This window comes from Pseudomonas iridis, from assembly GCF_017980685.1.
Taxonomy (GTDB): domain Bacteria; phylum Pseudomonadota; class Gammaproteobacteria; order Pseudomonadales; family Pseudomonadaceae; genus Aquipseudomonas; species Aquipseudomonas iridis.
In genome coordinates, this window is the sequence record NZ_JACXXO010000031.1 from 1 (window position 1) to 13,371 (window position 13,371).

The window sequence follows — 13,371 nt, forward strand, 5'->3', positions numbered from 1 at the left end:
GCTTACGTTTGCCGGCGTACTCAGCATCGGCGAAGGACATCTGTTTCATCGGGACTCAACCGTTCGATTCCTGTGAGGCGGGTATTTCACCAAATCTGGAAGCCTTTTTCAGAGTTTCCTTAAACAACTTCAATTTTTTTTAATTTAAAAGTTGCTTCGAGTGAGGCATTCACTCTGTTTATTCGATTTTGGTCTTTATTGACCGAAAGGAGCAACTTCGCCTGAATAAAACTTACTCGAAGAGTTTTATCGAACACTCTCGCACTTGAAAACACGACAACTAAAAATAATCAAAAATATACTTGTTAAGTTGTTTTCCAATGTATTAGTTTTTCTCCGCCGAGCTTGAGATCTCCTCTCCTGGCGGACATAGACCCACAGCAGGACCAATGAAGGGCGATACCCCGCCTGACTAACGTGCCCTACGCATATACGTTTAGTTCAACTGCATTAACTTGCACGAGGTCACTGTTCGCCTGAAAAAAAGATTAACGAGCCGACGCGCCATTGATTGCGAAGTTACAACGTATTGTCCATTTCATATCAAGGATAGAGCCCCGTCATGTCTAATACAAAGCACAAACTTGCCCTGAAAAAAGCCGAGCTAAGCGCTCACCCGATTTTTGCCGAAATTGATTCAATGACTGTTTTGCGACGTTTCATGGAAAGCCACGTGTTTGCCGTGTGGGATTTCATGTCACTGACCAAACGCCTGCAACAGGAACTGACCTGCACCCGTTTGCCCTGGCTGCCGCCGCGTGATCCGCATGCTGCACGCCTGATCAACGAGATTGTCCTCGGAGAGGAATCCGACGATCGTCTGAGCCACGGTCATTACAGCCATTTCGAGTTGTATCTGGATGCCATGCGCGAAGTCGGCGCCAGCACCTCGGCGGCGGAACGCTTCGTCGCGCTGCAAAAGGAAGGCGTGAGTTATGACGTGGCGCTGCAAAGTGTCGACGTCGATCCGGCCGCTGCCCAATTCGTCCGTGACACCTTGCGCACCGCCCTGCATGCGCCGGGGCACAGCGTTGCCGCCGCGTTCCTGCATGGCCGCGAAAGTGTGATCCCGACCATGTTCCAGCGCATCCTCGACGACTGGGGCATTGGCATCGAGCACGCGCCGACCTTTCGCTATTACCTGGAGCGGCACATCGAGGTCGACTCCGAGGATCACGGCCCGGCGGCAGAGCAGTTGCTCGAGCGCCTGGTCGATGGCGATCCGCAACGCGAGGCCGAGGTATACGCCAGCGCCATCGCCGCCGTCGAAAGCCGCATCGCCCTGTGGGATGGCCTGCGCGTGAGCATGCGCGAGCCGTTGGCGGAGGTTGCCCAATGAACGCCGCCGACTATCAGTCCTTTGCCGATGTCTGGGAAAGCCGCGCGACCATCCGCACGCGCCCGCGCCGCGTTCTGGAAAACGACGAGCGTCTGATCTATCCGCTCAGTCGCCAACCACTGGTGCTCAGCGAAACCTTTCTGCGTGAATGCCCGCAGCAACGTGATTTCGCCTTGGTGCAGACGCTGTACAAGTTCATCAACGACGTGGTGATTTTCGAGACCGAAATCGTCGACAAGACCGCGCGCAGCATTGCCAAGAACCGCTTCGCCGTAGCGTTCCCGTTCGCCTGTCGTTACGACGCGATGACCGTTGTGGTCGACGAGGATTACCACGCGCTGGTGGCGATGGATTTCATGCAGCAGACGGTCGCCATGACCGGCATTGAGCCGATCCGCTTGCCGGATCAAATCGAACTGAGCCGGGCGATTCCCGCCGCTGTCGCGCTGGCGCCGGAACATCTGCGCAGCGCCGTGGAACTGATCTGCGTGGCCATCGCCGAGAACACCGTGACCGGCGACGTGGCGGCGTTCGCCCGCGACGATACGGTCAAGCCGTCGATCAAAGGCCTGATGGCCGACCATTTGCTCGACGAGGGTCGTCATTCCAGTTTCTGGGCGCGGATGGTGCGCATCTATTGGCACACCGCGAGCGTGGCTGATCGTGAAGCCATCGCGAACATCCTGCCGGTGTTCATCGGCCATTACCTGACCAACGACATCCAGAAATCCTTCGATTTACGCCTGATCGATGCCCTGCAGGTCAGCGAAGAGACGCGCCTTTCGCTCAAGGAAGAGATGACCGGTCTGGCCTTCCCGATCAATCGCCATCACCCGCTGGTGGGCAACATCATCAAGTTTTTCCACAACAGCTCGCTGCTCGACGCACCGTGCGTGCAACACGCCCTGCGCGATTACCTGGTTTGAGGAGGCCGACATGAAACGTCTCGATATTTTATTGATTGGCGCCAGCCAGGCGATGACCGACCTGGCGCAGGAACTTGAACAGCAAGGTCACTCTCTGGATCGCAGCGGCGCAGCGAAATCGACGGTGGATTTGATCATTGACGATGGCTTCATTGCGGCTGGCGACTTCTGCGCGATCCCACACCTGCATCTGCGCTTGGGGCTCGGTGGGCATAGCAATGCAGGTCTGCCGTCGATCGACCTGCTGTGCTTTCTCGGCTCGACATTGATCAGCCGCGTGCCGATTGGCGATGAGCCTTCGGGCAACGGGCAGGCATTGCGCCAAAGGGTGCTGATGCACGTGGTGGACGAAGTGTCGTTGCTGGTCAGCCGCTACTCCCGCGACCCGGAATACTTGCGGTATGCCGCTGCGGTGACGGCGCCGGATTACGAGCGGCTGGAAAACCTGCAGTTTCTCGACAGCCTTGCCTACGTTCATCGCCTTAACGCCACAGTGAATGCCGCACTGCTGGAACAGGCGCAAATTCCGCTGATCGAGCGTCTGCAACAGAGCCTGATTCGCCACGCCGATCGGCCGGCGCTGCACCTCGCTGAGCAGTCGATCAGCTATCGACAGTTACATGCGCATAGCCAGGCGATTCAACAGCGTTTGCAGGCCCTGCTCGACCCGCATCCACAGCCTTGGGTGGTAGGCATTTGTTTACCGAAAAGCCCCGCGCTGTTCGCCTCCATTCTGGCGATTCTCGGCAGTGGAGCGTTGTATCTGCCGCTGGAACCCAGCCATCCGTTGCAGCGCCAGCAATACATTCTGCAAAACGCTGGGGCGCTGCTGTTGCTGCATGACGGTTTGCACCCGCTGAGCGAATCGATGCCGGGGCTGGATGTCAGCCACATCGACAGGGCCGACGCAGACATCGCGCAACCGTTAATGCGCCAGCGCCCCGAACTCGACGCGCCGTGCATGGCACTCTACACCTCGGGCACCACCGGGCATCCGAAGGGTGTGTTGCTCAGTCAGGCAAACCTTGCGCACTTCACTGCGTGGTACGCCGACTACACACAACTCAACACCAGGAGCCGGGTACTGCAGTTCTCTTCGCTGAGCTTCGACTCGTCGCTGATCGACATTTTCCCGACCTTGCTCGAAGGCGCCGAACTGGTGGTGCCCGACGACACGCAACGGCGCGATCCACTGCAACTGGTCGCACTGATTCGCCGCCGACAACTGACACACGCGTTCCTGCCACCGGCGCTGTTGAGCATCCTGCCGCTGGAACAACTGCAAGGCGTGCAACAGGTAATGACCGGCGGCGATGTCTGCGAGCCGTTCGTCATCGAGCAACTGACCCGCCAAGGCGAACTGCACAACCTCTACGGCCCCACTGAAGCCACGGTTTTGATCACCGCGCGGCAGCTCGAACCGGGTGACAGCAATCGTACGCTCGGTGCACCGATCGCCAACAGCCAGGTGCTGATTCTCGATGACGACCTGCAACCGGTGGCCGAGCACACGGTCGGCGAATTGTTCATCGTCGGACCCGGTGTCTGCCCCGGTTACCTCAACAATCCACAGCAGACCGCCGAGCGCTATCTGACCCTCAACCTGCCGGGCGGCGAGCAACTGCGCGCCTATCGCAGTGGCGACATGGCCAAGTGGGGCGAGCACGGCATCGAGCTGTGCGGGCGACGCGACAATCAGGTGAAGATTCGTGGTTTTCGGGTCGAGCCGGAAGAGATAGAACGCTGCCTGCGCGAGAGCCAGTTGTACCGACAGGTGGCGGTGGTGATCGACAGTCAGCGACGGATTCTGGCGTTTCTCGCCCAGCCGCAAACGGACGCTGCCCGCGACGCATTGAAGGCCCACGCCCAGCAGTTTTTACCGGACTACATGCAACCCGTGGCGTGGACTGAGCTGCCGGGCATGCCGTTCGCCAGCAATGGCAAGGTCGACCGAAAAGCGCTGCTGGGGTTACCGGTGAGCGTGCAGGACAACGGCCCGAAATGCCTGCCGGCCAATGAAGACGAAGCGCTGCTTCTGGAGATCTGGGCGGAGTTGCTGGAGCTGCCGACCAGCGATATTTCCACCGACGAGAGCTTCTTCAATCTCGGCGGTCACTCGATTCTGCTGTCGCGCATGTTGTTGCGCTTGCGTGAGGAATTCGGCCGCAGCATCTCGATCAATCGCTTCATCGAACAGCCGACCATCATCAAACTTGCCACGCTGGTGCGCGGCACCGATGACAGCGCCGTACTCAGCGCCCAGGCCATGGCCGACGCCGAGCGTACGCTGGACATCGAACCGCTGCCAATCAGCCGCATGGGCGATGTGCACAAGGTGATCGTCACCGGCGCCAACAGTTTTGTCGGCGTGCACATCGTCGAGGCGCTGCTCGGTTGGGGCGCCAGTGAAGTGGCGTGCCTGGTGCGCGACGGGGGCGGGCAAACAGCGGCGCAGCGCTTCGCTCAGGCACTGCGCGAAAACCGGCTGGAACATCTGGATCTGAGTCGGGTGCGGGTGTACGCGGCAGACATCACGCGTCCGCAACTCGGGCTGGGGGAGAACGACTATCAACGGCTGGAAAGTGAGTTCGGTGCGCTGGTGCACAACGCGGCCAACGTCAATCACGTCCTCGATTACGAGTCTCTGGCAGCGGACAACGTCGAGCCGATTTTCGAGCTGCTGCGCCTGTGCGAAGGGCGCAGCAAAAAGGTCTTCAATTTTGTCTCGACACTGTCGGCTTCAAGCACGGTCGACGACGCGGGTCGGGTGCTGGAAATGCCTGCCGCGCCGACGCCACCGATCTACATCCGCAACGGCTACAACCTGTCGAAATGGGTTGGCGAACGCATCCTCGAACGGGCGCGGACGCTTGGCGTACGGGTCAATCTGTATCGCCCCGGCAACATCAGCTTCAACAGCCTGAGCGGCGTCTGCCAGCCGCACAAAAACCGCTTGATGCTGATGCTCAAAGGCTCGATTCAGCTCGGCCAGGTGCCTGCATTCGCACTGAACTTCGACCTGATGCCGGTGGATTTTCTCGCCCGCTTCATCGCCTTTCACGCCAGCCGTTACTCGGCGGAACGGGCGGTGTTCAACCTGCACAACCCCGAGCCTCTGAGCTGGGACGCCTACGTCGCCTCGTTCCGCGATACCGGCAGCGAGTTCTCGCTGGTCAGCGTCGCCGACTGGCAACAACAACTGGGACGGGTCGACGCCGACAACGCGCTGTTCGGCGTGCTCGGTTTTTACCTCAACGGCTTCGAAGAAGACATCGGCGACATCTCTCTGATCGGCCACGCCAACGCGCAAGCCGGCGTGCGGCAGATGGGCGCGCATTACCCGGAAAAATCCCCGGCGCTGCTGCGCCGCGGCTGCGATTACCTGAAAGAAATCAACTTCATCTAGTTCATCAAAAAGGAGCAACACCATGAACCCTCTGCAACCCGACACCCTGATCAAAAACCCGCACGGCTGCCACGTCATGTCTTCGGTTGAAGTACCAGCAGACGCGACGCAAGTCTGGGCGGTGGTCGGCGACTTCGGCGGTTTCGACCGTTTCATTCCGGCGCTGTCACACATCGAGATGACCGGTGAGGGTGTGTCCTCGCTGCGCAAGAAATTTTTCAAGGATGGCAACGTGGTGGTTGAGCAACTCAACTCCCGCGACGAGCAGGCGCAAAGCATGACCTGGACGACGATCTACAACACGCTGGGCGTGGCCAATCTTTGGGCGGCGATGAAGGTTGAATCGTTGGGCGAAGGGCAGTCGCGGGCGACCTGGACGATCATTGCCGAGCCGGCCAGTGGAGGGGCGGAGGCATTGCCGGGGTTCAAGGATTTTGTGCAGGGGTTTGCGGATGATGCGATGGGGAATGTGTTGAAGCTGTTCGTTTAGGGCTTGAGTTGAGCGGTGGGCGAACTACCGCCATCGCTGGCATGCCAGCTCCCACAGGGTCCAGGTCGTTCACAAATGTTGTGTTCGCCAAAAAACCTGTGGGAGCGGGCTTGCCCGCGATGAACGATAACGTGATCAGATCTTGAAGCTGTCCACCAACTGCTTCAGGCGATTGGCCTGTTGCGACAGCGCATCACAATCCTTCAACGTCTCGTTGAGGTTGGCCACGCTCTGCTGGTTCAACATGTTGATCTGGTTAACGTCGACGTTGAGGGTTTCCACCACCGCCGTCTGCTCTTCAGTCGCGGCCGCAACCGACTGGTTCATGCCGTCGATTTCGCCGATGCGCTGGGTCACGCTGACCAGGCGCAAACCGGCCTGGTTGGCCACTTCAACGCTCTGCTCGCTGGACGCCTGGCTGGCGTTCATGGTGCTCACCGCCTCACGCGAACCGACCTGCAACGACGTGATCATCTTGTGGATCTCTTCCGCCGATTCCTGGGTACGGTGGGCGAGGTTACGCACTTCGTCCGCCACTACCGCAAAACCGCGTCCGGCTTCACCGGCACGTGCTGCTTCAATCGCGGCGTTGAGCGCCAGCAGATTGGTCTGCTGCGAAATGCCTTTGATCACATCGAGGATGTGGCCGATGTTGTCGGTGCTGGCGTTCAACGTTTCGATCTGCGTGCACGACAGGCTGATCTTCTGCGACAACTCGGTCATCGCCAGAATGGTTTGCTCCACCACTTGGCGACCGTCATCAGCCTGCTCACTCGCGCCGCTGGCGTGCTGCGAAGCATCGGCAGCATTGCGGGCGATTTCCTGAGTGGCGGCACCCAGTTCGTTGATCGCGGCGGCGACGCTGTTGGTGCGCGCACTTTGCTCGTCCGAACCGACGATGGAAGCGTTGGACGAAGCCATCACGCGTTGCGACAGATCATGCACCTGGCGGGTCGCCGAAGACACTTCGGAAATCGACGCGTGAATCCGCTCGACAAACTGGTTGAACGAGCTGCCCAGTTCACCGAATTCGTCTTTGCTCTCGACCGCCAGACGACGAGTCAGATCACCTTCGCCCTGTGCGATGTCCTGCATCGCGCGGCCCATGGTGATCAGCGGACGCATCAGCACGGTGATCAAAAGACTCAGGAACACGGCAATTGCACCCACCGCCACGAACATGGCGATCAGCGCCGAAGTACGGAACTGGCTGAGTGCGGCGTAGGCCTTGTCGCGATCGATCGACAGACCGATGTACCACTCGGCATTGGGCAAACCACTGACCGGGGTAAACGACAGGATGCGTTCCTGACCGTTGAGCACGACGTTCTGGTTGCCCTTCTCGATGCGGACGCTGGAGTTCGGGTAGATGTCTTTCAGGTTCTTCATCACCTGATCTTTGTCCGGGCTGACGATCACCTGGCCGTCACCGCTGACCAGGAACGCATGGCCGATGCCACCGAAGTCCACCGAGTTGATGATCTTCACCAGGGTTTCCAGGCTCAGGTCACCGCCGACCACGCCAATCAGCTCGCCGTTCTTCTTCACCGGCATGGCAATGGTCACCACCAGACCGCCGACAGCGGCCATGTACGGCGGCGTCAACATGGTTTTGTCGGCTACCACTGCTTGCTTGTACCAAGGGCGCTGACGCGGGTCGTAACTGTCCGGCATCTTCGCGTCTGGGCGTTGGGTGAATACACCGTTGGCCTGGCCGACGTAGGTGAACTGGAAGTTCGAGGTGAAGGCTGGTTGATCGACCAGGCCCGGGAAGTCGGCTTCCTTGCCCTGATGGGCAACGTTCTGCGCGAGGTTTTCCAGCACCAGGATCCGCCCGCTCATCCAGTTCTGCACGCTGCTGGCGGTCAGATCGCCGGCCTGCTGCACGGAGGACTGGAGGTTCTGGCGAATGGTGTTTCGCTGCAGATAGTCGTTGTAGAGGGTGAATAAAGCGAAAGCCAGGACCACGACGCCCGAGGCGGCCAACAGGATTTTATGGCTGAACTTGAGATTCATTTCATGGGACTTCTTATGCAAAAGTGGGTATGCGTTCGGGGATGCAACATTCCATGTAGCTCCAAATATCCAATAGCTGGCAGGCAGCGTTCTGATGGCCACTCTACTTTGGTGCACGCATGTCTCACCAGTCTGTCGGCACGTTTCGGAGAAATCTTAGGGCTGTGTGGGAAATGGATGGCATTAATGTCGGATTCCCGCCGAACGGCGTGCCAGAGCTGTCGCCACCGTGTTTTCTATGAGCGTTCTTCGAGGGAAGGTTGCAAAATTTCCTGCCCTTGATAAAAATGCGACTAATTATCATTTGTGTCGTTCGGGCTGGCGCGTTCATGTCCTCACCTGAGTTTGCAGTACAGGCGCTTTACAGTAGTCATCACGGCTGGCTGAATGCTTGGCTGCGCGCGCGGCTCGGCAACGCGGCCGATGCGGCGGATCTGGCGCAAGATACTTTTGTACGCTTGCTGCAACGCACCGAACGTCTCGAACTCAAGGCCCCTCGCGCCTTCCTGCGGACCATCGCGCGCGGCCTGGTGATCGACCACTGGCGCCGTGAAGAGATCGAACGTGCGTATCTGGAAACCATCGCCCATCTGCCCGAGGCCGAAACGCCGAGCGCCGAAGCCCGCGCGCTGGTGATCGAACTGCTGGAAAGCATCGCGCGCATGCTTGAAGGATTGAAGCCAAAAGTGCGTCAGGCGTTTCTTCTGGCGCAGTGCGAAGGTTTGACGCACAAGCAGATCGCCGAACAGATGGGATTATCGCTGCGTTCGGTCGAGCGCTACGTCGCCGATGCGCTCTATCACTGCTATGTGCTGCGGTACGACAGCTGATGCCTGTGGACAAGTTATCCCTCGGCCGCCGCGCCGAGCCCCAGCAACAGGTGGTCAAGCAGGCGATTCACTGGCTGCTGCGTCTGCGCAACAACCACGGTAATTCACGCTTGAGTCGCCAGTGCGAACAATGGCGCGCCGAGCATCATGAACATGAACTGGCGTGGCAACGGGTGCAATCGCTGCAAGCCGAATTGAGCCACAACCTGCGCGCGGTGCCGGGTGCGCAAGTGGCGTTGAATACGTTGGAAAACAGTGCGCAGGGCTTGGGCCGGCGCCAGGCGTTGAAGCTGTTGTCTGGCGCATTGTTGCTGGGCTCCGCTACATGGCTGGCCAAGGACGCCTCGCCCTGGCAGCAATGGAGCGCCGATTACGCCACCGCGACGGGCGAGCGGCGTGGATTCCAGTTGCCAGACGGCACGCGGATCGAGCTCAACACCGCCAGTGCGGTGGATCTGGATTACACCGCGCAGCAAAGGCTGATCAAACTCACTCGCGGCGAAATTCTCGTCACCTGCGGCGGCGCGGACGAGGGCTCAGCCTTCGAACGGCCGCTGCGTGTGCAAAGTCGTCATGGCGTTTACGAGCCGCAGGGCGCGCGGTTCGTTTTGCGCCAGGACAGCGATTGCACGCGACTGAGCGTCACCAGTGGGCGTGTTGCCATTAACGCTGGCGGCACCTCGATCGAGGCGCTCGCCGGGCAGAGTTATCTGATCGATCACCATCACGTGCGCGCGGCGCCACCGCTGAATATGGATGTCGGCGCCTGGGCCGACGGCTTGATCGTCACGCGCAATATGCGTCTGGGCGATTTCCTCACTGAGGTCGGTCGTTATCGTCAGGGCTTTTTGAGCTGCGCGTCGGATGTGGCTGATTTGCGTCTGTCCGGCGTATTCCGTCTGGAGGACACCGACAAACTTTTAGCAATCCTGCCGCAGACCTTGCCGGTGCACCTGCGCTATCGCACTCGCTGGTGGGTAACCCTGGAAGCCGCAGTCTGAAATTTTTTTGGCGGGTTTTCGCAGCAAGTCCGGCTTAGTCAGTAAGCACTTCAACTCAGCCTTCGCGACTTCCTACGGAAACCTGAAATGACTGTCCGTACCACCTGTAAGAACCCTCTGAATTCCACTGCCGAATCGGGCCTGCTGCGCCACGCCGTTCGGGCTGCACTGTTCTCCACTGCGTTGGGCGTTGGTGCGTTACCGAGCCTGAGCCTGGCGGCCACTGCCAGTGCCAATGAGGTCAGCCATCGCTACAACATTGCCGCCGGGCCGTTGGGTGACGCGCTGAATCAGTTCGCGCGCCAGGCCGGCATCACGTTGTCGATGACCCCACAGCAGACTCAGGGGCAGCAATCCCTGGGGGTACAGGGCGAATACTCGACCGATCAGGCCTTGAGCCATTTGCTCGGCGGTTCGGGGCTCGAAGCGGTCAGTCAGGATGGCAGCAGCTATGTTCTGCGTTCGGTCGCAGAAACCGCAGCGTTGGCCTTGCCGACCACGGACATCAAAGGCTTCGCGCTCGGCAATGCGCTGGGCAGTATGGACGGCTACAACGCCACTCACAGCCAGATCGCCACCAAGACCAGTACCGCGTTGCGTGAAACGTCGCAAAGCGTGTCTGTGGTCACCCGTGAGCAAATGGATGACCAGGGCGCACAAACGGTTTCGCAAACGATGCGCTACACACCGGGCGTGCTGACCAATCCGTATGGCGCCACGCACCGTTACGACTACGTGGCGATGCGCGGTTTCAACGACGGCTCGGTGGATAACATCTACCTCGACGGCCTCAAGTCGATGGGCGACAGCGGCACCTACAGCACCATGCAGGTCGATCCGTATTTCCTTGAGCGCGTGGACATTCTCAAAGGTCCGTCGTCGGTGCTCTACGGCCGCAGCTCGCCGGGTGGTCTGGTAGCGCTGACCAGTAAAAAACCGTTGTACGAGACGTATCACCAGGTGCAAGCCACGGTCGGCACGCAAGGCCAGCGCGGTGTCGGTTTTGACTTCAGCGGCCCGGTCGATGACGACAAGCGTATCGCCTATCGTCTGACGGGTTTGTCGGATCAGTCCGACACACAATTCGACCACAACAAGGAAAAGCGCCTCGCCCTCGCGCCGACCCTCAGCATTGATTTCACTGAAGACACCTCACTGACGCTACAGGCGTATCTGCAACACGATCCGGATGGCGGCTACCACGGTGGCGTGCCCGCCGACGGTACGATTCATCAGCGTAATGGTCAGCGGATCTCGCCGCACTTCTTCGAGGGCGAGCCGAGCATTGATGGCTATTCCCGTGATCAGCAATCGTTCGGTTATCAGTTCGAACATCGCTTCAACGATGTCTTCACGGCGCGGCAGAACTTCCGTTACCTCGATTCCAAAGTAAACATGGATCAGGTCTATGCCTATGGCTGGACGTCGCCGACCAGCAACGAGTTGAACCGCTACTACACGGGCGGTGACGAGCGCCTGCATGCCTTTATCGTCGACAACATGCTGCAGGCCGAATTTTTTACCGGCGCGACCAAGCACACAGTGCTGATGGGGGCGGATTATCAGCGGCGCAAAACCGTGGTCGACTGGACCAGCGGCGGCCTCGCACCGATCAACGCGTTCAATCCGGTGTATGGCAACTCGGCGATCGACCTTTACGGCAAGACCAGTTACCTGCGTCGCCTGGAGCAAACCGGCGTTTACCTGCAAGACCTGATCGAGATGGACAAATGGCGCTTCTCGCTGGGTCTGCGTCAGGACTGGGTTGAGACGTCTGACGAAAACCGCATCGCCGAGGCCGGGCGCCCCGTGGGCAACGAAATCAAAGACCAGCGCACCAAGCTGACTGGCCGCGCCGGTGCGCTGTACCTGTTCGATAACGGCTTGGCGCCTTACATCAGCTACTCCGAGTCGTTTAACCCGAACTCCTATGCCGACAGCGCGGGCAATCCGTTAGCCCCGACTGATGGCACGCAGTGGGAAGTAGGCCTGAAGTATCAGCCGCAGGGCACTGACGACCTGTTTACCGCGTCGCTTTTCCACATTGATCAGGAAAACCTGGCGACCAAACTGCCGCAGGAAAACTTCTACCGCGCTGTAGGAGCTGTCCGCTCTCAGGGTCTGGAACTGGAAGCGCACATGCAACTGACCGATCGCCTGAAAGTGCTCGGCAGTTACACCTTCACTGATATCGAGTATTCGAAGTCGATGGTCAGCACGCTGAGCACCCCTACCGACGTGATCGAGAACAAAGGCAATTCACCGACCCAAGCGCCTCGGCACATGGCGTCGTTGTGGGCTGACTATAAGTTCGACAGTGCGGCACTCGATGGTCTGCGCTTGGGCGGCGGGGTGCGTTATGTCGGCTACAGCTGGGCGGACGCGGAGAACACCGTGAAGGTCCCGTCCTACACGTTGTTCGACGCGTCGATTGGCTACGACCTGGGCAAAGTCGGCTTGAAGGGCGTTGACGTACGCCTGAACGCGAACAACCTGACAAACGAGTCCTACGTGGCATCCTGCGCCAGCCTGAACTTCTGCTACATGGGCGAAGAGCGCAACGTGGCAGCCACGGTCAGCTATCAGTTCTAAGCCATTACCTTGTGCATAAAAAAGCCAGTCCCGGATGTTCAGGGGCTGGTTTTGTCGTATCTGTGGGGAAACATTTCATGCGCGCTGCCCGGCAACTGGGGACTGCTGCTGATGGGGTCGGTTGCCGTTGCTTGGGTGATTGATTGTTTCTGGCTGTTCTTTCACGGTACGGATGGGCGATTGCTAGGGCGGGAAATTGCAGGCCAGGGAACGTTGGGAGATCGGTTTTATCGGTTGCAGTCACCGATACATGGTGGACGGATCATCGGGTTTACTGGCCAAGTGATGATCGCGGTATCAGACGTTTTGATTGCGGGTTTATCGGCAACTGGTGTCTACATCTGGTGGCGCAAGTGGCAGGCTCGACGTATCAGCAAGGCTCGCAAAGCAGCTTGATGGTTTGATTTTTATAGGCTCGGAAACAACAAAACCCCTGTCTGCGTTAGCAGACAGGGGTTTCGGAATTTAATCTTGACGATGACCTACTCTCACATGGGGAAACCCCACACTACCATCGGCGATGCATCGTTTCACTACTGAGTTCGGGATGGGATCAGGTGGTTCCAACGCTCTATGGTCGTCAAGAAATTCTATAACTGGCCCGTCAACACGATGACGAGACAGCAAAAACGGGTACTTCTACTAAAACAAAACCCCAACTGCTTTCGCAATTGGGGTTTCGGAATTTAATCTTGACGATGACCTACTCTCACATGGGGAAACCCCACACTACCATCGGCGATGCATCGTTTCACTGCTGAGTTCGGGATG

The 13,371-nt window shown here is 58.9% G+C and carries 8 protein-coding genes, 2 rRNA genes and 2 pseudogenes; 8 read left to right on the forward strand and 4 right to left on the reverse strand.

All coding sequences use genetic code 11. The features are described from left to right. Positions 1–562 precede the first annotated feature (562 nt). Genes IEQ42_RS26940 through IEQ42_RS26955 form a run of 4 tightly spaced genes read left to right on the forward strand, consistent with a single transcriptional unit; the run spans position 563 to position 6,161 of the window. Positions 563–1,339: a DUF3050 domain-containing protein gene (locus IEQ42_RS26940; RefSeq protein WP_210706162.1), complete on the forward strand. Its 777-nt coding sequence runs from the start codon at positions 563–565 to the stop codon at positions 1,337–1,339. Next, positions 1,336–2,265 carry a diiron oxygenase gene (locus tag IEQ42_RS26945; RefSeq protein WP_210706163.1) on the forward strand — a complete coding sequence of 310 codons (930 nt, stop codon included), beginning with the start codon at positions 1,336–1,338 and terminating at the stop codon, positions 2,263–2,265. The genes IEQ42_RS26940 and IEQ42_RS26945 overlap by 4 nt, the downstream gene beginning before the upstream one ends. Before the next feature lie 10 nt (positions 2,266–2,275). Continuing rightward, positions 2,276–5,671 (forward strand): amino acid adenylation domain-containing protein, encoded by a 3,396-nt coding sequence (locus IEQ42_RS26950; RefSeq protein WP_210706164.1) that lies wholly within the window; start codon positions 2,276–2,278, stop codon positions 5,669–5,671. Between the two features lie 22 nt (positions 5,672–5,693). Then, positions 5,694–6,161: an SRPBCC family protein gene (locus tag IEQ42_RS26955; protein ID WP_210706165.1), complete on the forward strand. Its 468-nt coding sequence runs from the start codon at positions 5,694–5,696 to the stop codon at positions 6,159–6,161. A 135-nt stretch (positions 6,162–6,296) separates the two neighbouring features. On the opposite strand, the gene IEQ42_RS27835 is transcribed toward IEQ42_RS26955, so the two are convergent. Then, complete coding sequence (locus IEQ42_RS27835) at positions 6,297–7,082, reverse strand: methyl-accepting chemotaxis protein (protein WP_371262348.1); 786 nt, start codon at positions 7,080–7,082, stop codon at positions 6,297–6,299. A gap of 69 nt (positions 7,083–7,151) precedes the next feature. Then, positions 7,152–8,177: pseudogene (locus IEQ42_RS27840) on the reverse strand (HAMP domain-containing protein); the annotation flags it as partial. Between the two features lie 329 nt (positions 8,178–8,506). Here IEQ42_RS27840 and IEQ42_RS26965 point away from each other — a divergent pair. From IEQ42_RS26965 to IEQ42_RS26980, 4 genes and pseudogenes are all read left to right on the forward strand, one after another. Beyond that, the gene (locus tag IEQ42_RS26965; protein ID WP_042557015.1) at positions 8,507–9,007 is read left to right on the forward strand and encodes a sigma-70 family RNA polymerase sigma factor; all 501 of its coding nucleotides are present in this window, start codon (positions 8,507–8,509) and stop codon (positions 9,005–9,007) included. Next, positions 9,007–10,008 carry a FecR domain-containing protein gene (locus IEQ42_RS26970; protein ID WP_210706167.1) on the forward strand — a complete coding sequence of 334 codons (1,002 nt, stop codon included), beginning with the start codon at positions 9,007–9,009 and terminating at the stop codon, positions 10,006–10,008. Before IEQ42_RS26965 ends, IEQ42_RS26970 begins: the two co-directional genes overlap by 1 nt. 87 nt (positions 10,009–10,095) lie before the next feature. Then, positions 10,096–12,600, forward strand: a complete 2,505-nt coding sequence (locus IEQ42_RS26975) for a TonB-dependent siderophore receptor (protein WP_210706168.1) — start codon at positions 10,096–10,098, stop codon at positions 12,598–12,600. A 150-nt stretch (positions 12,601–12,750) separates the two neighbouring features. Next, positions 12,751–12,996, forward strand: a pseudogene (locus IEQ42_RS26980) (PepSY domain-containing protein); the annotation flags it as partial. A gap of 73 nt (positions 12,997–13,069) precedes the next feature. Here the strand turns inward: IEQ42_RS26980 and rrf (IEQ42_RS26985) are convergent. Together rrf (IEQ42_RS26985) and rrf (IEQ42_RS27870) are read right to left on the reverse strand one after the other, a co-directional pair. Beyond that, a 5S ribosomal RNA gene (rrf, locus tag IEQ42_RS26985) occupies positions 13,070–13,185 on the reverse strand. Positions 13,186–13,290: 105 nt separating this feature from the next. After that, positions 13,291–13,371, reverse strand: a 5S ribosomal RNA gene (gene rrf / locus IEQ42_RS27870); the annotation flags it as partial.